A 19,163-nucleotide genomic window follows, 5' to 3' on the forward strand; every position below is an offset into this window, starting at 1 on the left:
TTTCAACAAAACTACCTATAAAACTACATCTTTACACCATTATGAAACAAAAAACATATTTTTTTAACATTTTCTTCACTATTTCTGCACAAATTATCCATACAAAAAAAGAACCCACCGTAGCGAGTTCTTCCTTTGTTATTCTAATCAAACTTGTACAGGAGCTGGCTTTGCATAACGTAAAACTGGTTTACGTGCAGCCATCGTTTCGTCTAAACGTTTAATGACTGTCGTATGCGGTGCTTCTTGTACAACTTCTGGATTTTCTTCTACTTCTTTAGCGATTTGAATCATCTTATCAATGAAACCATCTAATGTTTCTTTTGATTCTGTTTCTGTCGGCTCAATCATAATACATTCTTCCACATTTAATGGGAAGTAAATTGTTGGTGGATGGTAACCGAAATCAAGCAGACGTTTTGCAATATCTAATGTACGTACACCAAGTTTCTTTTGACGACGACCTGATAATACAAATTCATGCTTACAATGTCTATCGAATGGAAGATCGTAGAATGGCGCTAATCTTCTCATCATATAGTTCGCATTTAATACAGCATACTCAGTTACCGCACGTAGTCCATCTGGACCCATAGAGCGAATATACGTGTATGCACGAACGTTAATACCGAAGTTACCATAGAATGGTTTCACGCGTCCAATTGCTTCTGGACGGTCGTAGTTAAAGTGGTAGCCATTTTCCGTTTTCTCTAAAATTGGTTTTGGCAAGTACGGAATTAAATCAGCTTTCACACCTACTGGACCAGAACCTGGACCACCGCCGCCATGCGGACCTGTAAATGTTTTATGAAGGTTTAAATGCACAACGTCAAATCCCATATCTCCTGGGCGCGCTTGGCTTAATACCGCATTTAAGTTTGCACCATCATAGTATAATTTACCGCCTGCATTATGGACGATTTCTGCCATTTCTAAAATATTTTCTTCAAATAGACCTAATGTATTAGGATTTGTTAACATAAGTGCTGCTGTTTCTTCATTGACAACACGTTTTAAGTCTTCTAAATCAACAAGGCCATTTTCATTTGATTTTACTGTAATTGTTTCAAAACCAGCTACAGTTGCAGATGCTGGATTCGTTCCGTGAGCAGAGTCAGGCACAATTACTTTCGTACGGTTAAAGTCACCATTTGCTTCATGGTATGCACGAATTAACATTAAACCTGTCCATTCTCCGTGTGCACCAGCTGCTGGTTGTAAAGTAACAGTATCCATACCTGTAATTTCGATTAAATGCTCTTGTAAGTCGTACATTAATTCCATTGCACCTTGTACTGTCTTTTCATCTTGCAGTGGATGAATATTTGCAAATCCTGCGAAACGAGCTACACTCTCATTAATTTTCGGATTATATTTCATCGTACAAGATCCAAGTGGATAGAATCCAGAATCAACACCGTGGTTACGGTTTGAAAGTGCTGTATAGTGGCGCATAATATCAAGTTCAGATACTTCTGGTAGCTCTGCATCTTCTACTCGAATATAATCGCTCTCAAACACATCTTCTAGTTTCACTTCTTCTACATCTAATTTGGGTAAGCTATATCCTACGCGTCCTGCTTTAGTCACTTCAAAGATAAGTGCTTGGTCTTGGTTCTTCATTGGATAGCCCCCATTTCGTTTACAAGTGTGTCAATTTCCTCTTTCGTACGAAGCTCAGTTACTGCTACAAGCATATGGTTTTCATGCTCTTTATAATCACGGCCTAGATCGTAACCGCCGATAATATTCTTTTGTAATAATGCATCGTTTACTTCTTTCACTGGACGTTTGCAATCTACAACAAACTCATTGAAGAATGGTCCAGCAAATGTTACAGTAAAGCCTTTCGCTTCAAATTGACGTTTTGCATATTGTGCTTTAGAAATGTTTTGACGTGCCATTTCTTTCACACCTTGTTTGCCAAGTGCCGTCATTGCAACAGAAGCTGCTAATGCATTTAACGCTTGGTTTGAACAAATGTTAGATGTCGCTTTATCACGGCGAATATGCTGTTCACGTGCTTGTAACGTTAATACAAATCCACGTTTACCATCTGAATCTACAGTTTGTCCAACAAGACGTCCTGGAATTTTACGCATAAATGCTTTCGTTGTTGCAAAGTAACCACAGTGCGGTCCACCAAACTGCGTTGGGATACCAAATGGTTGTGCATCACCGATTACAATATCAGCACCAAATTTCCCTGGTGGTGTTAATGCGCCTAATGATAATGGATTTGAAGAAACGATAAATAATGATTTTTGTTGATGAACGATTTTTTCAATATCAGCTAATTTTTCAACTTGTCCGAAGAAGTTTGGATATTGAACGATTACACAAGCAACTGTATCATCTACTTCACTTTGTAATACGTCTAAATCTGTTACACCATCTTTATGATTAATTTCAACAACTTCAAGATTTTGACCTTTTGCATACGTTTCAAGTACTGCTCTTGATTCTGGATGAACCGCGCTAGATACAAGAATTTTCTTTTTGCGAGTATGGCCAGCTGCTAACATTGCCGCTTCAGCTAAAGCTGTACCCCCGTCATACATAGAAGAGTTTGCTACATCCATTCCTGTTAATTCACAAATCATTGTTTGGAATTCAAAGATTGCTTGTAATTCCCCTTGTGAAATTTCCGGTTGGTATGGTGTGTAAGCTGTATAAAATTCTGAGCGAGAAATAACATGATCTACAATTACTGGAGCATAATGATCGTATACGCCTGCTCCTAAGAAAGAAGCGTATTCTTTTAAGTTAGCATTTTTACTAGCCATTTGAGATAGCTCTTTTAAAAGCTCTGGCTCTGATTTTGCTTCTTTAATTTTTAAATCCCCTTTAAAACGAACACTCTCTGGAATATCAGAGAATAATTCATCGATCGTTTGAACGCCGATCGTTTGTAACATTTCTTTTTTGTCTTCTTCTGTCATTGGAAGATAACGATGCAACATGAAATCTACCCCTCTCCCCGTTACTTTGAACGTTTGTAAAATGGTGTTGGAACAACTACTGCTTTGACGCGTTTATTACGAATTTCAATTTCTACTTCTGTATCAACTGCTGCGTATTTTACATCAATTAGTGCTAAACCAATGCTTTTCTTTAACGTTGGAGATTGTGTACCACTCGTTACTTCCCCAATTTTTTCTTCACCAATAAATACAGGGTAATGCGTACGAGGAATTCCACGTTCGATTACTTCGATGCCGACTAATTTACGAGGCGCACCGTTTTCTTTTTGCTCTTTTAACGTTGCTTTTCCAAAGAAGTCTGCTTCTTTATTTGTTTTTACCGCAAAGCCAATTCCAGCCTCAATCGGTGTAATATCTTTTGATAATTCTTGTCCATAAAGTGGTAATGTTGCTTCGAATCGAAGTGTATCACGAGCACCTAAACCACATGCTTTTAAGCCCTCTTCTGCTCCAACTTCAAGAAGTTTCTCCCAAAGTTTTGCAGCATCTTCACTCTTACAGTAAATTTCGAATCCATCTTCACCTGTGTAACCTGTACGAGATACAAGTGCTGGAATTCCATCTACAAGAATATTGTTTTTAAATTTAAAGAACTTAATTTCTTTCAAATCTTCTGACACAACTTTTTGTAAAATGCCTTCTGCTTTTGGTCCTTGAATTGCAAGCTGTGCAACTTCACTAGAAACATTGACTACTGTCGCATCGCCAATTACATGACTTGCTAACCATTCGTAATCTTTCTCTATATTTGATGCATTGATTACTAATAAATAGTCTTCTTCACCACGTTTGTAGATTAATAAATCATCTACTGTACCACCATTTTCGTAGCACATAGCTGTATATTGTGCGCGCCCTACCTTTAAGGTAGATACGTCATTTGTAACAACACGTTGTAAAAATGCTAAACTATCTACACCTTTTACTTCAACTTCTCCCATATGAGACACATCGAACAAACCTGCCGCTGTACGTACAGCTTCGTGTTCTTCTTTAATGCTTGAAAATTGAACTGGTAATTCCCAACCACCGAAGTCGATTGTTTTCCCACCATACTTCGCGTATACATCAAATAACGGTGTACGTTGTAATGTAATCATGCTCTCTCCCCCTTATGCTTTGACAAATCAATAAAAGTTGCTTCCCTTTTCTAAACATTTTCATTCTGAAAAGATAGGATATACGGAATCTCATTATATTTTTTTATGAAAGCGTAAATAAAAAATCACTTTCTTGGATAAAATACGAAAGATTCCACACATTTCACACCATTATCCTAACATCATTCGCTATATTTCATCAATATTCTAGCATAAAAAATAATTTAGAATTTTTTATGTTAAAACTCAATAAATACAGCTTTTGAGATTTAATACTTTATTATTGTCTATCATATAGCCTTTAATAACGATAATCATGCCTTCTTTTAAGGCACATCATCATACATTAAAAAATAATTACTTTAGTTTATAAAAGGTGGGAGAGTCGTAATGAATGTCGATATTTCCGTAGATCGGACTTGGCAAAACAATTTTTTAAATAGAATTGATGAAGATGGTCCTTGGACAAACTGGGATTTATATCACTTAGCTTATGAAACAGAAAAATCGTTACTTGTTCCTACTTTTGATGGACTACAAGCACCAAAACATTTATCCCATTTCACGCCGCTTCCGCATCAATTAGAAGTCGCTCAAAATGTGATTGAACAAATGAATGGTAAAGCGATTCTAGCAGATGAAGTAGGTCTTGGAAAAACAATTGAAGCTGGACTTATTTTGAAAGAATACATGGTCCGCGGGCTTGTGAAAAAGGTACTTATACTTGTCCCAGCTTCTCTCGTATCACAATGGGCATACGAGCTAAATACAAAGTTTTTCATTCCCGCTGTAGCACAAAAGAAAAGCTACTCGTGGGAACAAGCTGACGTAATCGTATCATCAATTGATACTGCGAAACGTTCACCACATCGCGATATCGTGTTGAACTTAGAATATGACCTTATTATTATCGATGAAGCACATAAACTGAAAAATAATAAAACAAAAAACTATGAATTTGCACAACGATTAAAAAAGAAGTTTTGTTTATTACTAACCGCTACTCCTGTTCAAAATAAGATTGATGAAATTTTTAACCTTGTTTCTTTATTAAAACCAGGACATTTAGGCAATCAATCCAACTTTGAAGAATATTACGCTTCCAAAAATCGTTCAGCCGAATCAGATGAAGACTTAAAAGCTCTCATTAACAAAGTAATGGTGCGAAATAGACGACATAATACCGGTATCGATTGGCCGAAGAGACATGTACGTACAATTTTTGTTGAGTTCAATGAACAAGAACAAGCTCTATATAATGATATCGAAAATTGGCGAGGACAAGACGCCTTCACATCTGCTTTCTCATCGTTAACTTTAAAACGGGAAGCGTGCAGTAGTCGTGAGGCTGTTTACTATTCATTGAAAAAGCATGTAGAAAAAAGACAGAAAGAAAATGAACATTATATAAAAGATCCACATATCGATGTGCTAATGGACAAAATTAATCATATTCCTTTCAATTCAAAAGCGAATAAAGCTCTTGAGCTTATAAAAGAAATTGACGATAAAGTCGTTATCTTCACAGAATATCGAGCGTCACAAATGTACTTACAATGGTTTTTACAACAACACGGTATTTCTTCCGTTCCATTCCGCGGCGGATTTAAACGCGGGAAGAAAGATTGGATGAAGGAGCTTTTCCAAAACCACGCACAAGTATTAATTGCAACTGAAGCTGGTGGTGAAGGGATTAACTTACAGTTTTGTAGCCATATGATCAATTATGATTTGCCATGGAATCCAATGCGTCTCGAGCAAAGAATCGGACGTATTCACCGCCTTGGTCAAAAGAATGATGTTCATATTTATAACTTAGCTACAAAGCACACTGTTGAAGAACATATTTTGAAATTATTATATGAAAAAATCAATTTATTTGAGCGCGTTATCGGTGAACTTGATGAAATTTTAACGAGAATTAATATGAAAAACATCGACGCGCACATTCAAGAAATATTTGCGCAATCAAAAAGCGAAGGAGAAATCCGAATTAAGATGGAAAACTTAACATCTATTATAGACTTTGCGAAACGAAATGAAGCTGAGGTGCAAGGCTATGCAGCAACATGAAATTCATAATTACTTATACAATTTCTTTGAGGCGAATAACTGCGAAATTTTAGAACGTTCTCCTCATTTATTAGATGTACAGTTAACAATTGAGATGGATAAATTATTAATGAATCGTCCTTTTTATTGGCACTATCTTGAGAAAACAGGAGGCGTACCGAATCCGATGCGCCTTACTCTTATTACAAATCCAGAAAATGAAGAAAATGATGGTGAGCTTATTCACTACGGTTCACCACGTCTACATCAAATTTTCCAAACGACAAAAGAATTAGGCTCTTACATACGTTTATATGAGGATGTAAGACATAATGGGGCAACACATACACCGCTCCACCCTTGGCTTGGTATTAATATAAAAGTTTCCTATCAATGTGATCGAAAAAAAGACATCCTTCACTCCATTGGTATTCATCTCATTTCTGGAACAATGATGGCAAACTTTCATGAAACATTAACTAACATTAAACTCACACCAAAAATACCTGATTTTTGTTTTACACTCTCGCCCATCATTAAACCTCAAAGTGGTTTACAACGTATAGAAGACGCTTTAAAAAATATAATTGCAGAAGATGACCATACGTGGGCGAAAGAAGCAAGAGTGCGTTGGAATCATGATTTAGACCTTTTAAACCGTTTTTATGAAGAAAGTGAAGAACTTCCTGAGAGCTATGAAATTGAAAAACAAGCTCTGCAAGAACAGTATGAACCACGTATTACAGTGCAAATTATTAACGGTGGACTCTTTTATGTTACCGCGAATCATTTTCTATCTTGAAGAAGCTCCTTCTGCTTTAGAAGGAGCTTTATTTTGAGTTACTCTCTATCCTCATTACGCTCTTGTTGTTTTTGCTTTGCCATACGTTTTTGATACGCACGATCCTTTGCGCTTACATGATTTGCATCAGTTGGAAGATTTTCTTTCGAACGTCCAATCCCATTGCTCATCTTTCCCACTCCTTTTTACGTTTTTCAAAATACATGTTTATTTTCAGCTAGAGACACCATCCTTATGCAAAAAAATAAGAGCAGCCATCGGCTACTCTTACTCGCTCACATATTTTTGAAACATATCATGGATGCCTTTATTTACTAGGTTCGATATCTGCTCGTCAGATTTATTCGGATAACGATCACGCAACCTGATAGATGCCTTCACCATTAAATTTTCTAATACAGAACGGCCACCTTCTCCATAAATAATTTCAGCATATTTAACAAGCCTTCCATCCTCTACTGTTGCTGGATTATGATTGAAGAAAAATTTACTCATTGTCTCCACCTCTCTCTTTTGATAACGTTTACATTTATATAAATTATTTATGTTATTTATTTCACAATATTGTATGCATGTATATTTAATTAGTTTCATTATAAAGCAACATATCGATAGTAAATATGTGATTTTCCGTCCATTTTGTGAACAAATCAAAAATGAAAGCGTTTCCTTTATTATATACTAAAAAAACTTACTACGCTAGGGGCAATTTTTTTCAATTTACTAACCCCTCGAAAATTGATATATTTTTTCTTTTCCCATTAAACCTTATACAATTTTCAGAAATTATATTATAAAATATATGTATGACTTAAGGAGGCTTTGTATGAATCAAAATAAAAAAGCTATATTAGATCTTGTCTTTTATCTCGTAATCCCATTCCTCATTTGGAAATTTGCAAAACCTTATATCGATCCTTATTACGCGATGTTACTTTCCTCTGTTCCCGGGATTCTTTATACACTGTATACCTTTAAAAAAGAAAAACAGTTTAACGTGACAGGGTTCTTTATTTTAATTACACTCATTTCTAATACAACGGTAGATTTATTATCTGGGTCAGCTGAACGAATGTTGTGGAATGATGCATATTATCACATCGTACTCGGTATTATCGTCATCTGTACAATTTTTATAAAAAAACCACTTATGTTATATTTCGCTGCGGATATTGCCGCACTGCAAGGCCATGACCGCGATAAAAGTCGTGAGCTTTATCGTGATAGTCGTATATATCCAGCACTGCAATATTTAACGTTATTTTTCGGGCTGCAATTTATATTAAAAAGCTTTTTAAAAATTTATTTCATCTCTGTTTTTGGTGTAGATGGCTATGGTGAAATGAGAGCGATTATGACCGCTGTCGGCTGGGGCATTTCTATTTGTATCGGAATAGGGTTCGTATGGGTGAACAATAAAATACATGCCGTTACTGAAGAACAAGAATCCGTGCAGTAAATGAAGATCCCCTAGTGTATTACGACACTAGGGGATCTTTATTTTGCTAGACATATGACTAAAATTTAACTTGATTTTTTTCTTTTACTTTTTACATTTCGATAAAACAAAGCAGCACTCAACGGCATAACACCAAACCACTTATTCATAAATGGCTCTTTTTCAGCACGGCGTTGTTCTTTCTTTTGTTTTCGATCTTCTTTTGGAGCATCCATATACGACACAAACTGCTGCGTCACAAAGCGAACATAATCATTAGTAGACATATTATCATCACCTCTACTTGATTAGTATGTCCACTTTTTTATACATTAATCTTTTCCTTTAATTCATTCATAATTTGCTTTACAGACTTATTTGTCGTATCGATATGAATATGAGCCTCTTCATAATAAGCTCGGCGTGATTCAAATTTCGTTACAAATGCATCTATATCTTTCTTTTGAAATAGTGGACGTGTCGTATCTTCACGAAGCCTTTCTGCAATTACATGCGGATCACAATATAAATACACGACAGTTCCGTTCTCTTTCATCCACTTGCGATTTTCCGCTCGCTCAATAATTCCCCCACCAGTTGTAATAATGACATTATGGACTGGTAGCGAACGTAACATTTCGCTTTCATATTCCCGAAAAGCCATTTCGCCTTCTTCGGCAAAAATATTTCGAATTGCCTTCTCTTGCTTCTCTTCGATTTTTTGATCAGTATCTACAACATCCATTTGAAGTTCTTTACTTAATGCTTTTCCAATTGTTGTTTTCCCTGCTCCCATATAGCCGGTTATGTATATAGATTTCATTTTCTGTCCTCTCAATCGTCATTTATTAATTGTTATTATAACGAAAGATGCTACTTTGTTTAATAAAAAAACGTTTTGTTCTTATACTATGAAGAACAAAACGTAACACTCGCTTTTACTTATAAGTACCTCTTCTCACCCACTGCGTTGCAATCCATTTCTCGCCTTTCGTTACAGGTGCCCCTCCGTGTAACGTAAGCTCATTTAGTGATTGATCTTGATAAAAATACTCAAAGTATACTGCCATTCCCTTTCTAGGGTGTACAGAAAGATTTAATTTCGGGAAGTACGTTTCCCCGCCTTCTTCTACATCATTTAAATACATTACAAGCGTACTAATACGATTGTTAACAGCTGATCTACTATGTTCCGCAAAATAATCATAGTGTGCTTTATATTGTTGATCCACTTCATAATTTAAAATGTGCAACCCTTCTCCATGCGACGCAGGAACATTCATGATAGATGAAATTCGTTTTTCAATCTTTGAAGTAAGTTCATTGTCTTCCAAAAATGCACCGCTACTTGTCCGAATATCATTTACATCACGTGATGAACCAACTTTAGAACGCTTCATTTTATTTTTAGACATTTCAATCAATTCATCACACTCTTCATCACTTAGTACATTTGCTAATACGACAATAAGAGGTTCTTCGAATTTTGAAATAATGTGTATTTCTCTATCTTCTGTCATAATCGTATTTCCTTTATGATCAAAAATAGTTTGTTCCTTATTTTCATCTATTTGATTGTTGTTTGTCATTTCCCTATTCTCCCTAAAAATAATGATTGGATAGCATGAATATATCATATTCTTTCTACCTTTCTCTTTTTTGAGAAAATTTAAACTTTTAATCATTATATTTATCCATTTCCTCTAAAAAATCAATTCAATTTACAATAGAAAATCCTGGTTGATCTCTATATATTTTACATATTATCCTTCTATCCAATCCACTATTTTCCCATCCTTTTTTCTATACCGAAAACTCACCGTATAGAAAGCTTCCTGTTTGAGTGTGCACTGCAACGCAACGAGAATTGAATCATTTTCAAAAACATAATTCCCACTCGCTTCTCCCTTTTCATACTGAAAGAAAAATGCACCTTCTTTTTCTTTTTGCTGTAAGTCTTTTTTTATATCTGTAATAGATCGGTTAAGTAATTCATCCAGTAAAAACTTTTGTTCTATTTCCATATAAAAATTTTTATCTGTAAGCAACATATTGGTTTCGTATATAAAAAAGAAGTTAATAAAATAAGAAAGATGATCGTTCCAGGCATTGTAAACCCATTTTGCCCTCTCATACATTCATTTCCATTTCACTATATCGCATAACTACCCCTTCATATATTTTCCCACTAGTATCTTTCACATTTATAATGAGTATATGAGGTGTTAGTTTGTAAGAAACCGTTCCAATATTTTGTAAAACAACTTCTCTCCCGCGCCTATTTACCTTTCTTATAAGACGACTATTCTCTTTTTCATATGATACTTCACTCCCATTACGCGATCGGAATCTTAAAATACTTTCTCCATTTTCAAATGCTAGCTGTTCTCCAGATGATACTTCACGAAACTCCAATTGCGTTTGACCTAAAAACACATCCCACTCCCAATCATTTAATCCTTTTGACTGTTTATTTTCGATTTCAATGAAATGTAGGCGGGGAAAGAGCAAAAAAAATATTGATAATAGAAACAGACATACAATCATTTCTATTAATGAAAAACCACATTCTAATTTATTTTTTCTCCTACATAAAAGCATTGTTCCACCATTCTGTCTTTCACATCTCTCCATATGGTACAAACTTCATTGCCTCCCCAATATGTGTAATACACAATTCCATTTACATTCTTTTCTATTATTCGCCTTTCTTCATTTCCATACATATATATAGCTGCTTCTTTTTTTAATAACCCAGATGCCTTATAACGAATTTGTATATTTTTTCTTTCTTGCATAACTAATACTGTTTGCGGTAGTAGTAACGATACAGCCATCATTAAAACACTTAACGATACAATCATTTCAGCCATTATGGATCCTTTTTGACATTTCACGATACGTAAATCTCCCTCTTCCAAGCTGAAATACAATTTCATATTTATAATTTCGATACGAAATTATAATCGTACCACCTCTATTAATATTTCCACTTGGATTATATGTCATCGGATTTGGAAACGTATGCAAATTAATTTGTATATCTTCCTCATACTCTCGCTTGACGATATAATACTTTGTACCTAACTCTTTTATAGCATACAAATTTCTATCTTTATGCCAACGTAATGTATAGTGCTTTTGACGGTTTATCGCTAATTGCTGCATATACAAAATATCATTTGAAAACTGTCTCAAAAATTGTTCAACTTTTTGTCGCTCGTATAAGGAATGAACACTAAAATACGTAACTATACTCAATACAGAAATAGCAAATAAAACGAGTAACATCTCTAAAAAAGTAAACCCTTGTTGTTTCACAATGTCCTAATTGATACTGTGCCATCATCTGAAATATGAATAGATTCGCCATTCGGACACTTATCAATTGTAATATACTTTTCATCTGTCAGTTCTTTTAACGATGGAATTTTATTATGTTGTAATTGATATACTTGTATTTGCGCTTCTATAGATTTCACGTAAGCTGCACACCCTTTTCCTTGGATCGATGAGCGCTGTGTAACTACATTCGGAATAATTAATAGTAATAATATAGTTATGACAACCATTACTAATAGCATCTCTAACAGAGTAAATCCTTCCTCATTCTGCATACAAATGCCTCCTAAATAGAATTCATCATTTGAAACATCGGCATAATCATCGCTAAATACATAAGGACAACGATTCCTCCAATACATGTAAATAAAATAGGCTGAATGATAACTAACATATGTTTAATTTTCCGTTCCATCTTTTCCATAATAAGATCGCTATAGTCACCTAATTCAATCGCTAAATTGCCGTTTGCTTGTCCATGCGTAATAACATAAGAAAGTTCTTTCTCGTAATACCCACTTTTAGCAATGATAGATTGTAACTGTTCTCCTCCAATTAATTGTCTTTCAATTCGGCTCGCTTCATATTGAAAGAACGGATGATATCTTTGCTCCATCATTATTGTTAAAGCTTCGCATACTGATAGTCCACCATTTAATAAACCACTCAACTGAGTAGCGAAATAATGTGAATGCTTTAAAATAAGAAATGTTTTGATGAAGGGAATACGATGCATGATTTTTACCTGTCTAATATGTGGAAGTTTCCTAAAATACAACATATATAAACTACATCCAATAATAACAGTTACAATAGCGGTTAAAATAATGTAAGGTAGCATTTTTATTGCACTTAAAATTTGTTCTGTAAGTAGTGGTGTATTAGAACCGAACGAACTATAAACCATTTCAACCTGAGGTAATAAGATGAGGTTGAAAATAAAAAGCATGATTAGTAGAAAAAACACCAAAAACATAGGATACTGCATTATTTTCATCATGTCTTTCCTATACTTATCTTTCTTATAAAGAAGTGCACTTCCTTGTTGCAAAGCGAAAGAAATATCACCATGTTGCTCGGCATAAAATAAATAACTTAACATGTCCTGATGAAACCTTAACTGATGAAAAGAATCATGTAGACTTTTCCCATCTTTTAATCCCTCAACCATGCGCTGCAATTGTACTTTCTTTTCTACAGGTAATTGAAACTGTAAAAATTCTAATGCTTGTAAAAGAGAGTAGCCTTTTTCTAATAATTCTCCTAAATGTTTCAACAATACTACTTGATTACTTAAACTCCAAGTTTTCTTAAACATAAACATCATCTTCTAAAAACCCTAAAGCATATCCTTTTCGTATTGACGATTCTAAAGTCTCATGTTTGTAAGTAACACATTCTCCATTCGCTTCTTTAAGCGCTTGTTTTAACTCATACCCATATAGCAGCTCATAAATGCTTGCTTGCCTTACTTGCCTCATTGATTTACATAAAGTTGAGCACTTCCCTCTGCAAAACGGACATTTCAATTCGACAAGTCGCTGTGCAGCTACAGCCAATAAAGACTGTTCAATCTCTTGCCTCGTTATACCATAATCCATGAAACGAATGATTGCTCCTTTCGCATCATTCGTATGCAGCGTTGTCATTACTAAATGTCCTGTTAAACTTGCTCTTATAGCTATTTTTGCTGTTTCTTCATCACGGATTTCACCGACTAAAATAATATCTGGATCATGACGTAAAATAGCCTTTAATCCTGTTTCATATGTGAGACCCGCTTTTTCATTTATTTGAATTTGTAATACATCGTCACTTCTTTTTTCAACCGGATCTTCAAGTGTAATGATGCGACGTGTTTTCTTTTTTCTAATTACCTCTAATAATGCATACATTGTCGTTGTCTTCCCAGAACCAGTCGGTCCAGTAAACACGAGTAGCCCCTGTGAATAGCGTAAAAACGAGAGTAGTTTTGCTGCCGTACTTGGAAATAACGAAAGATGTGATAAGGGCTGAACAGATGCTTGTAAATGAAGGCGAATAACGAGACTTTCTTGATATACTGTTGGAAGTGTTGAAAGGCGTAAATACACTTCTTGTCCATCAATTTGCAAATACAACGAACCATTCTGTGGCTTCCGTTTCTCTCCTATATCCATAGATGCTAAAAATTTAAAATGTGAGACAAGTTTTTCTCCAAACTCCTTTTCAATACATTGTCTCGTCATTAAATCTTTTCCTATACGTAGTTGCACCGCTACATCCTTCTGCCGGGGCACAATATGTAAATCTGACGCTTGTACCCTACACGCTTCTTTTAAAATTGTATTCGCAAAAATTTCAATCCCATTCATCACTTTTCCCTCCTCACTATGTATATAGCATGAAAACATGCACAATAAAAATTTGGAATTTTGCATTTTCACTAGAACAAAAAGGAAAAATATGTTTGTGAAATTATGAACAATTTCTGAATTATTGTCTGAAATTACCTATACTCATGTTTATCTGTATTATAATGTTATTATCTTGGATAAAGTGATAAAGGTGGAGATCCTCATGGAACAAGCTTTAAAAATTACAGGTGTTTTAGCTGACCCAACTCGTTATTACATTTATAAATATATTTCGCAAAAACATAGTTACGTAACTGTACAAGAAATTGCAGATGAATTCGATATTCATCCAAACGTAGCGCGTTTACATTTATCTAAATTAGAAGATGTTCATATGCTTAAATCGGAAACGAAGAAAACTGGAAAAGGCGGAAGACCAAGCAGATTATATGTCTTATCTGAAGATGTTATTCAATTGCAATTTCCATTCCGTGATTATCAATTGTTAGCAAGAATAGCATTTAATTCTTTACTTAGTCTTGGCGCTGCTGGTGAAAAAGCGCTATACGAAACAGGAAAACAATTCGGGGCCGAATTAATGCAACAACATATGCAACGTTTAAATGTGAGTGAAGATGCTTTAACAGTAGAACAAAAAGTTCAAATTGCAAAAGAAGCTTTCTCAACAGCTGGCTTATCACCTGCATTTGAATTAAGTGCAGATGGAACAAAAATTTTCTATGATGTACACAATTGTCCATTTAAAGAAGTTGCTGTTCATCATCCAACTGAAATTTGTAACATGCACGGAGATATGATGAAAGGAATTTTTGAAATCCTATTCCCTAACATGGAATTAACTCGAAATGATAGTCTATTAGATGGATGTAAATCTTGTAATTATAAACTAACAATTTAATTTCTCATATAAAAAGAAGCCAATAATAATTGGCTTCTTTTTATATGAACGAATATTTACAATAGTAAGAAAAATAAACTATAATGAGGTGAGGTTTTACTTTTTCTAGAAAAGGAGGGAAATGGCATGGATCGCATGTTTCGCGTTCTCGGCTTTTGGACTGGAATTTTCTCGGTTATGTTTTACGTAGGAGATATGCAACAGGCTGCACTACTATTTTTAGGACAAACAGGCTTCTTCGTACTTTTAAGCTATTTAAAATTAACAGAGCGTATGTATATATACGTATTCGGGGCATATTTGACTGTTTTCTTCATAGGATTTACATACTACACGACATTCTTACTTGTGCCTGGGGCTGGACATTAAAAGATGGCATTTTGCCATCTTTTTTTAATTCCGGAATTTCCTAGTTGACTTATAGGTTTTATTAACTTATATTCTATATAACAGATTGGAATTAGGGGGAATCAACATGAATACACTGCTTGTCGGAATTAACGTTGCAGTCATGCTCATTTTAGTTGGCGTATTATATTATATGCAACGTAAGCATGTATCTTTTAATAAACGTGTATTTACCGCTTTAGGAGTCGGAATTTTATTCGGTCTTATATTACAATTTATTTATGAGCCAACTTCTAAAGTAATTATTGAATCAAATACTTGGTTTGGCTTAATCGGTAACGGTTATGTGAAATTACTTCAAATGATCGTTATGCCACTTATTTTAGTATCTATTATTTCAGCATTTACAAAATTACAGTTAACGAAAAATCTTGGTAAAATTAGTGGTCTTATTATCGGAATTTTAATTCTCACTACAGGAATCGCTGCAGCTGTCGGTATCGCTGCAAGTGCAGGATTTGATGTATCTGCAACAGGCCTGCAACAAGGTGATGCAGAATCTGCTCGTCTGAAACTAGTTGAAGAAAGATTTACTTCTATTGAAAAGACAACAATTCCAGATAAATTATTAGAGCTATTGCCTACAAATCCGTTTCTTGATTTAACAGGCGCTCGTCCAACATCAACAATTTCTGTCGTAATATTTGCAGCCTTTATCGGCATTGCCTTTATAGGTGTAAAACGAAAATATCCAGAACAAGCAGAGCTATTTAAGAAAATGCTTGATGCTGTATATGCAATCGTAATGCGTATGGTAACATTAATTTTACGTCTTACTCCATACGGCGTATTAGCTCTTATGGCAAAAACAGTTGCTGGTAGCGATATAAATGCTATTTTAAAACTTGGTAACTTCGTGTTAGCCTCTTATGTAGCACTTATCGTAATGTTTATCATTCACTTATTATTAATCGCACTGTCTGGTTTAAATCCAATTCAATATTTGAAAAAAGTATTCCCTGTATTAACATTTGCATTCACATCTCGCTCTAGTGCTGGTGCGATGCCATTAAATATTGAAGCTCAAAAAGAAAAGCTTGGTATCTCCGAAGGAATTGCAAACTTCGCAGCTTCATTTGGAGTATCTATCGGACAAAACGGTTGCGCAGGTATTTATCCAGCAATGCTTGCAATGATGGTCGCTCCAACTGTAGGAATTAATCCATTACAACCACAATTTATTTTAACTTTAATCGCTGTCGTCGCTATTAGCTCATTCGGTGTTGCCGGAGTTGGTGGCGGTGCAACATTCGCAGCTTTAATCGTACTATCTACAATGAACTTACCAATCGGTATTGTTGCTCTAGTTATCTCAGTTGAGCCATTAATCGATATGGGCCGTACAGCTCTTAACGTAAGTGGTTCTATGACAGCAGGTCTTATTTCAAGTAAATGGCTTGGTGAATTAGATCAAGATACGTACAATCAAGATGATACAAAAACTGGTGAAATTGCTTCATAATGAAAAAAGACGCTAACATACAATTGTTAGCGTCTTTTTTTATTCCGTTCCCTCTTTATAGATTTTATCTTGAGAATTATCACTTCAAGTATTGTTCTAATCGCTCTTTTAACTCTTCCTCAATCTCATAACAAGATTCATCAGCAAGTTCCCCTACTTTCTTACTCCCAAAAATGTTTGATTGAATTGGCATTCCTAAAAAGATTCTTTCGCATTTCGAAATTGGAATATTGTGAAATTCAATTATCTCTTTTTCTTCATCTAATATAGCTATAGCGACTGATGAATAATAACCCACCTCAAAGGGATTCTTTTTTTCTCTTGCAAATCCCATATCTAATTCCATATGTTTTTCTATGTATAAATGCGAATACTCTTTATACAGTTTAAGTAATATTCGCTCTATTTCCTTCTCCATACATTGAATGTTCTCTTTTAACTCCAACGTAAACTCCTGTTCTTTATATTTCATTTTCGCCTCCTTAAACATAGAAAAAGAGAATACAATAACATATTCTCTTTCCTCAAATATATTTCATTATCTCACAGCCCGTCCTTTTCACAAATAACCATTTTGTTCGCACCATTTATGAAATTGTCCTACGTCTACTCCAACTAACACGATATCCTTTAGCTCTACATCAATGATTTGTTCTCCAATTACAATAGCAAACTGCGATGCTAATTTTGTCTCGCTTTTCTTTACAATTCCAATTCGGTTCCGATGCGGTCCATCTTTTATATATGCTTTTTGTCCTACAATATCAAAGTTCAAGATTCTCACCTCTTTTACTGCGCTCAAATTGGAAATACGATCTCCACCTCGGAAAATTTCCTTTCATTGCACTATTTCTCTATATATATGACGAAACAATAAAAGAGTCCTTCCTTCTTTACAATTATTTTTTCTTTGTTTCATTTTTGTGATTGAAACGTAAAGTTTATAATAAAATACACTTGGAAGCGCTTTCTATGTAATTTTTTATGTTATAATATAAAAGTAGAACTTCGTAAAGAGGGTTAAAAAATGAATACAAAAATGATAAAAAAAGTAATTGAAGCATTAAAAGTATATGGCTTTCAGGATGTATCATTCTGTGACAAAACGAGGCAATTTTTATTTCATAACGAAACCGATATTATGAGCGGCTATGCAGAAATAACATATAGTAGTCAATTTGAAAAATTCAACGTACAAATTCATCCAATTGAAACACATCACCAAGCAGAGTTACAAGAGGTTGAAAGACATATACAAGCTTGTATAAGAAAAGTGGAATATTTAAACGCACTTCTTACCGGGCAGACAAAACTAGATGATAAAATTATTATTATGTAAAAAAAGAACGTGATCCAATCACGTTCTTTTTTCATTATACGTTCATCTTTTCCTTTAGTTGTAATCCTGTAACAGATTCTAATACATCCATCGATTCTCCAAATGTCATATCAAAAATTGTCTTATCCTCTATGTATGGAAACTGGCTGAAACGCTTTTCTAACACCTTCACAGCATCTGATGTAAAGTTTGCACTATCAATTCCAAATTCTGTTTCAAGAAGAACGATCCAATCTAATACATGAAAACCTAATCCATTGACGAATGAAATAAGTTTTTCTTCTGGGTTTGAAGATAAGAATACTTGTCGTTCCATCTCACTAAAAAGTTCTTCTCCTAAAATTTCAGCTAACTCATCATCATGTTCGCGTTCAACAAGCTCTTCGTAGCCGTAATCATCCACAAGCTCTTCTACTTCTTCACTATCCTGACAAAGCAATTGACTAAGAAGTGCCTCTTTCTTAAATTCACTATTTTGTACGACTTCTAAAAAGCTCGTTTCCCATCCATTTTCTAATTTCATATTATGTACTCCTTTATATACGTTTCTTATCATCACTGTACCCAAAAGATCACTTTTATAACCTTTTAGGTAGTTACTATTATTTCACATGATTCATAACATAAGATGCAAACTCAGCTACATCTCCTTCAAAAATATTTATTTCTGGCAAGTGATAGAACGTTGTTTGGAACGGATTTCCTGCATGATATACATATATAGTTTTCTCTAGCGCAATCGCCATTCCAAACTCTGTATGGCTCCCGTTTCCGCCATCTAATATAAGTAAAAATACATCCGCTTCTTTTACAGCATTTTGTTCTGCCTGACCAATTTCTCTTAATTGTTCTTGATTCGCTGCTCTTTCGTTTTTGGTCCAATCATATGTATGATGCCATCCTGCATGTTTCAGTTCATTTGCTACGGAACGTACAAGATGTTTATTTTGGAAACCTGAGGCGATATAAAAATTCATTTAT

The 19,163-nt window shown here is 34.6% G+C and carries 26 protein-coding genes and 1 pseudogene; 8 read left to right on the plus strand and 19 right to left on the minus strand.

The window, feature by feature from the left end:
- Window positions 1–147: 147 nt before the first annotated feature.
- From gcvPB to gcvT, 3 genes are read right to left on the minus strand one after another with little or no spacing between them, the layout of a single operon-like run.
- Entirely contained in the window at window positions 148–1,623 is a 1,476-nt protein-coding gene (gene gcvPB, locus JFU02_RS12455; protein ID WP_000795708.1) for an aminomethyl-transferring glycine dehydrogenase subunit 2, read from the minus strand.
- The gene (gene gcvPA / locus JFU02_RS12460) at window positions 1,620–2,963 is read right to left on the minus strand and encodes an aminomethyl-transferring glycine dehydrogenase subunit 1 (RefSeq protein ID WP_000903240.1); all 1,344 of its coding nucleotides are present in this window, start codon (window positions 2,961–2,963) and stop codon (window positions 1,620–1,622) included. The genes gcvPB and gcvPA overlap by 4 nt, the downstream gene beginning before the upstream one ends.
- A 20-nt stretch (window positions 2,964–2,983) precedes the next feature.
- Window positions 2,984–4,084: a glycine cleavage system aminomethyltransferase GcvT gene (gene gcvT, locus JFU02_RS12465; RefSeq protein WP_201071110.1), complete on the minus strand. Its 1,101-nt coding sequence runs from the start codon at window positions 4,082–4,084 to the stop codon at window positions 2,984–2,986.
- 390 nt (window positions 4,085–4,474) lie between these two features.
- Here gcvT and JFU02_RS12470 point away from each other — a divergent pair, with 390 nt between their 5' ends.
- Both JFU02_RS12470 and JFU02_RS12475 read left to right on the plus strand, forming a co-directional pair.
- On the plus strand, window positions 4,475–6,157 hold the full coding sequence (locus JFU02_RS12470; RefSeq protein WP_001100037.1) for a DEAD/DEAH box helicase: 1,683 nt from the start codon (window positions 4,475–4,477) through the stop codon (window positions 6,155–6,157).
- Entirely contained in the window at window positions 6,144–6,938 is a 795-nt protein-coding gene (locus tag JFU02_RS12475) for a YqhG family protein (protein ID WP_001183965.1), read from the plus strand. The genes JFU02_RS12470 and JFU02_RS12475 overlap by 14 nt, the downstream gene beginning before the upstream one ends.
- Window positions 6,939–6,976: 38 nt before the next feature.
- Here JFU02_RS12475 and JFU02_RS32460 read toward each other — a convergent pair whose 3' ends face one another.
- Window positions 6,977–7,108 (minus strand): hypothetical protein, encoded by a 132-nt coding sequence (locus JFU02_RS32460; RefSeq protein WP_000064668.1) that lies wholly within the window; start codon window positions 7,106–7,108, stop codon window positions 6,977–6,979.
- A 97-nt stretch (window positions 7,109–7,205) separates the two neighbouring features.
- Complete coding sequence (locus JFU02_RS12480) at window positions 7,206–7,433, minus strand: hypothetical protein (RefSeq protein WP_000032702.1); 228 nt, start codon at window positions 7,431–7,433, stop codon at window positions 7,206–7,208.
- A gap of 73 nt (window positions 7,434–7,506) precedes the next feature.
- Here JFU02_RS12480 and JFU02_RS12485 point away from each other — a divergent pair, with 73 nt between their 5' ends.
- Together JFU02_RS12485 and JFU02_RS12490 are read left to right on the plus strand one after the other, a co-directional pair.
- Window positions 7,507–7,623 (plus strand): hypothetical protein, encoded by a 117-nt coding sequence (locus JFU02_RS12485; RefSeq protein ID WP_001987222.1) that lies wholly within the window; start codon window positions 7,507–7,509, stop codon window positions 7,621–7,623.
- A 141-nt stretch (window positions 7,624–7,764) separates the two neighbouring features.
- Window positions 7,765–8,397: a VC0807 family protein gene (locus tag JFU02_RS12490; RefSeq protein WP_001075116.1), complete on the plus strand. Its 633-nt coding sequence runs from the start codon at window positions 7,765–7,767 to the stop codon at window positions 8,395–8,397.
- Between the two features lie 65 nt (window positions 8,398–8,462).
- On the opposite strand, the gene JFU02_RS12495 is transcribed toward JFU02_RS12490, so the two are convergent.
- From JFU02_RS12495 to comGA, 10 genes and pseudogenes are all read right to left on the minus strand, one after another.
- Window positions 8,463–8,663: a YqzE family protein gene (locus JFU02_RS12495; protein ID WP_000106083.1), complete on the minus strand. Its 201-nt coding sequence runs from the start codon at window positions 8,661–8,663 to the stop codon at window positions 8,463–8,465.
- 38 nt (window positions 8,664–8,701) lie between these two features.
- Complete coding sequence (gene aroK, locus JFU02_RS12500; RefSeq protein ID WP_000836655.1) at window positions 8,702–9,199, minus strand: shikimate kinase AroK; 498 nt, start codon at window positions 9,197–9,199, stop codon at window positions 8,702–8,704.
- A 115-nt stretch (window positions 9,200–9,314) separates the two neighbouring features.
- Window positions 9,315–9,965, minus strand: a complete 651-nt coding sequence (locus JFU02_RS12505; protein WP_000183838.1) for a 2OG-Fe(II) oxygenase — start codon at window positions 9,963–9,965, stop codon at window positions 9,315–9,317.
- Between the two features lie 174 nt (window positions 9,966–10,139).
- A pseudogene (gene comGG / locus JFU02_RS12510) lies at window positions 10,140–10,510 on the minus strand (competence type IV pilus minor pilin ComGG).
- Entirely contained in the window at window positions 10,507–10,977 is a 471-nt protein-coding gene (gene comGF / locus JFU02_RS12515) for a competence type IV pilus minor pilin ComGF (RefSeq protein ID WP_000923095.1), read from the minus strand. Before comGF ends, comGG begins: the two are co-directional and overlap by 4 nt.
- On the minus strand, window positions 10,947–11,249 hold the full coding sequence (locus tag JFU02_RS12520; RefSeq protein WP_000829466.1) for a hypothetical protein: 303 nt from the start codon (window positions 11,247–11,249) through the stop codon (window positions 10,947–10,949). Before JFU02_RS12520 ends, comGF begins: the two co-directional genes overlap by 31 nt.
- Complete coding sequence (comGD, locus tag JFU02_RS12525; RefSeq protein WP_042972675.1) at window positions 11,242–11,697, minus strand: competence type IV pilus minor pilin ComGD; 456 nt, start codon at window positions 11,695–11,697, stop codon at window positions 11,242–11,244. The genes JFU02_RS12520 and comGD overlap by 8 nt, the downstream gene beginning before the upstream one ends.
- Window positions 11,694–11,993, minus strand: a complete 300-nt coding sequence (gene comGC, locus JFU02_RS12530; RefSeq protein WP_001178681.1) for a competence type IV pilus major pilin ComGC — start codon at window positions 11,991–11,993, stop codon at window positions 11,694–11,696. The genes comGD and comGC overlap by 4 nt, the downstream gene beginning before the upstream one ends.
- A gap of 11 nt (window positions 11,994–12,004) precedes the next feature.
- Window positions 12,005–13,042 carry a competence type IV pilus assembly protein ComGB gene (gene comGB, locus JFU02_RS12535; RefSeq protein ID WP_042973412.1) on the minus strand — a complete coding sequence of 346 codons (1,038 nt, stop codon included), beginning with the start codon at window positions 13,040–13,042 and terminating at the stop codon, window positions 12,005–12,007.
- Entirely contained in the window at window positions 13,029–14,072 is a 1,044-nt protein-coding gene (gene comGA / locus JFU02_RS12540) for a competence type IV pilus ATPase ComGA (RefSeq protein WP_001013181.1), read from the minus strand. The genes comGB and comGA overlap by 14 nt, the downstream gene beginning before the upstream one ends.
- 205 nt (window positions 14,073–14,277) lie before the next feature.
- On the opposite strand from comGA, the gene JFU02_RS12545 reads away from it, so the two are divergent.
- From JFU02_RS12545 to JFU02_RS12555, 3 genes are all read left to right on the plus strand, one after another.
- Entirely contained in the window at window positions 14,278–14,973 is a 696-nt protein-coding gene (locus tag JFU02_RS12545; protein ID WP_000434108.1) for a helix-turn-helix transcriptional regulator, read from the plus strand.
- 126 nt (window positions 14,974–15,099) lie between these two features.
- Window positions 15,100–15,342, plus strand: coding sequence for a DUF2626 domain-containing protein (locus JFU02_RS12550; RefSeq protein WP_000375619.1), 243 nt, complete (start codon window positions 15,100–15,102; stop codon window positions 15,340–15,342).
- A gap of 106 nt (window positions 15,343–15,448) precedes the next feature.
- Window positions 15,449–16,843: an L-cystine transporter gene (locus JFU02_RS12555; RefSeq protein WP_098013735.1), complete on the plus strand. Its 1,395-nt coding sequence runs from the start codon at window positions 15,449–15,451 to the stop codon at window positions 16,841–16,843.
- Window positions 16,844–16,922: 79 nt separating this feature from the next.
- Here the strand turns inward: JFU02_RS12555 and JFU02_RS12560 are convergent, their stop codons facing one another.
- Window positions 16,923–17,315, minus strand: coding sequence for a hypothetical protein (locus JFU02_RS12560; protein WP_061666291.1), 393 nt, complete (start codon window positions 17,313–17,315; stop codon window positions 16,923–16,925).
- Window positions 17,316–17,402: 87 nt separating this feature from the next.
- Entirely contained in the window at window positions 17,403–17,618 is a 216-nt protein-coding gene (locus JFU02_RS12565; protein WP_001008333.1) for a DUF3912 family protein, read from the minus strand.
- 252 nt (window positions 17,619–17,870) lie between these two features.
- Here JFU02_RS12565 and JFU02_RS12570 point away from each other — a divergent pair, with 252 nt between their 5' ends.
- On the plus strand, window positions 17,871–18,182 hold the full coding sequence (locus JFU02_RS12570) for a hypothetical protein (protein WP_001093240.1): 312 nt from the start codon (window positions 17,871–17,873) through the stop codon (window positions 18,180–18,182).
- A 34-nt stretch (window positions 18,183–18,216) separates the two neighbouring features.
- Here JFU02_RS12570 and JFU02_RS12575 read toward each other — a convergent pair whose 3' ends face one another.
- Both JFU02_RS12575 and JFU02_RS12580 read right to left on the minus strand, forming a co-directional pair.
- On the minus strand, window positions 18,217–18,705 hold the full coding sequence (locus JFU02_RS12575; protein ID WP_000764268.1) for a hypothetical protein: 489 nt from the start codon (window positions 18,703–18,705) through the stop codon (window positions 18,217–18,219).
- 79 nt (window positions 18,706–18,784) lie between these two features.
- Entirely contained in the window at window positions 18,785–19,159 is a 375-nt protein-coding gene (locus JFU02_RS12580; RefSeq protein WP_001012346.1) for a nucleoside 2-deoxyribosyltransferase, read from the minus strand.
- Between the last annotated feature and the right edge of the window lie 4 nt (window positions 19,160–19,163).

The organism is Bacillus sp. TH13 (genome assembly GCF_016651175.1).
Classification (GTDB): domain Bacteria; phylum Bacillota; class Bacilli; order Bacillales; family Bacillaceae_G; genus Bacillus_A; species Bacillus_A thuringiensis_S.

Coding starts and splice junctions, on each gene's coding strand:
- gcvPB (WP_000795708.1), bottom strand. CDS start 1,623: ATGAAGAACCAAGACCAAGCACTTATCTTTGAAGTGACTAAAGCAGGA.
- gcvPA (WP_000903240.1), bottom strand. CDS start 2,963: ATGTTGCATCGTTATCTTCCAATGACAGAAGAAGACAAAAAAGAAATG.
- gcvT (WP_201071110.1), bottom strand. CDS start 4,084: ATGATTACATTACAACGTACACCGTTATTTGATGTATACGCGAAGTAT.
- JFU02_RS12470 (WP_001100037.1), top strand. CDS start 4,475: ATGAATGTCGATATTTCCGTAGATCGGACTTGGCAAAACAATTTTTTA.
- JFU02_RS12475 (WP_001183965.1), top strand. CDS start 6,144: ATGCAGCAACATGAAATTCATAATTACTTATACAATTTCTTTGAGGCG.
- JFU02_RS32460 (WP_000064668.1), bottom strand. CDS start 7,108: ATGAGCAATGGGATTGGACGTTCGAAAGAAAATCTTCCAACTGATGCA.
- JFU02_RS12480 (WP_000032702.1), bottom strand. CDS start 7,433: ATGAGTAAATTTTTCTTCAATCATAATCCAGCAACAGTAGAGGATGGA.
- JFU02_RS12485 (WP_001987222.1), top strand. CDS start 7,507: ATGCATGTATATTTAATTAGTTTCATTATAAAGCAACATATCGATAGT.
- JFU02_RS12490 (WP_001075116.1), top strand. CDS start 7,765: ATGAATCAAAATAAAAAAGCTATATTAGATCTTGTCTTTTATCTCGTA.
- JFU02_RS12495 (WP_000106083.1), bottom strand. CDS start 8,663: ATGTCTACTAATGATTATGTTCGCTTTGTGACGCAGCAGTTTGTGTCG.
- aroK (WP_000836655.1), bottom strand. CDS start 9,199: ATGAAATCTATATACATAACCGGCTATATGGGAGCAGGGAAAACAACA.
- JFU02_RS12505 (WP_000183838.1), bottom strand. CDS start 9,965: ATGACAAACAACAATCAAATAGATGAAAATAAGGAACAAACTATTTTT.
- comGF (WP_000923095.1), bottom strand. CDS start 10,977: ATGCTTTTATGTAGGAGAAAAAATAAATTAGAATGTGGTTTTTCATTA.
- JFU02_RS12520 (WP_000829466.1), bottom strand. CDS start 11,249: ATGGCTGAAATGATTGTATCGTTAAGTGTTTTAATGATGGCTGTATCG.
- comGC (WP_001178681.1), bottom strand. CDS start 11,993: ATGCAGAATGAGGAAGGATTTACTCTGTTAGAGATGCTATTAGTAATG.
- comGB (WP_042973412.1), bottom strand. CDS start 13,042: ATGTTTATGTTTAAGAAAACTTGGAGTTTAAGTAATCAAGTAGTATTG.
- comGA (WP_001013181.1), bottom strand. CDS start 14,072: ATGAATGGGATTGAAATTTTTGCGAATACAATTTTAAAAGAAGCGTGT.
- JFU02_RS12545 (WP_000434108.1), top strand. CDS start 14,278: ATGGAACAAGCTTTAAAAATTACAGGTGTTTTAGCTGACCCAACTCGT.
- JFU02_RS12550 (WP_000375619.1), top strand. CDS start 15,100: ATGGATCGCATGTTTCGCGTTCTCGGCTTTTGGACTGGAATTTTCTCG.
- JFU02_RS12555 (WP_098013735.1), top strand. CDS start 15,449: ATGAATACACTGCTTGTCGGAATTAACGTTGCAGTCATGCTCATTTTA.
- JFU02_RS12560 (WP_061666291.1), bottom strand. CDS start 17,315: ATGAAATATAAAGAACAGGAGTTTACGTTGGAGTTAAAAGAGAACATT.
- JFU02_RS12570 (WP_001093240.1), top strand. CDS start 17,871: ATGAATACAAAAATGATAAAAAAAGTAATTGAAGCATTAAAAGTATAT.
- JFU02_RS12575 (WP_000764268.1), bottom strand. CDS start 18,705: ATGAAATTAGAAAATGGATGGGAAACGAGCTTTTTAGAAGTCGTACAA.
- JFU02_RS12580 (WP_001012346.1), bottom strand. CDS start 19,159: ATGAATTTTTATATCGCCTCAGGTTTCCAAAATAAACATCTTGTACGT.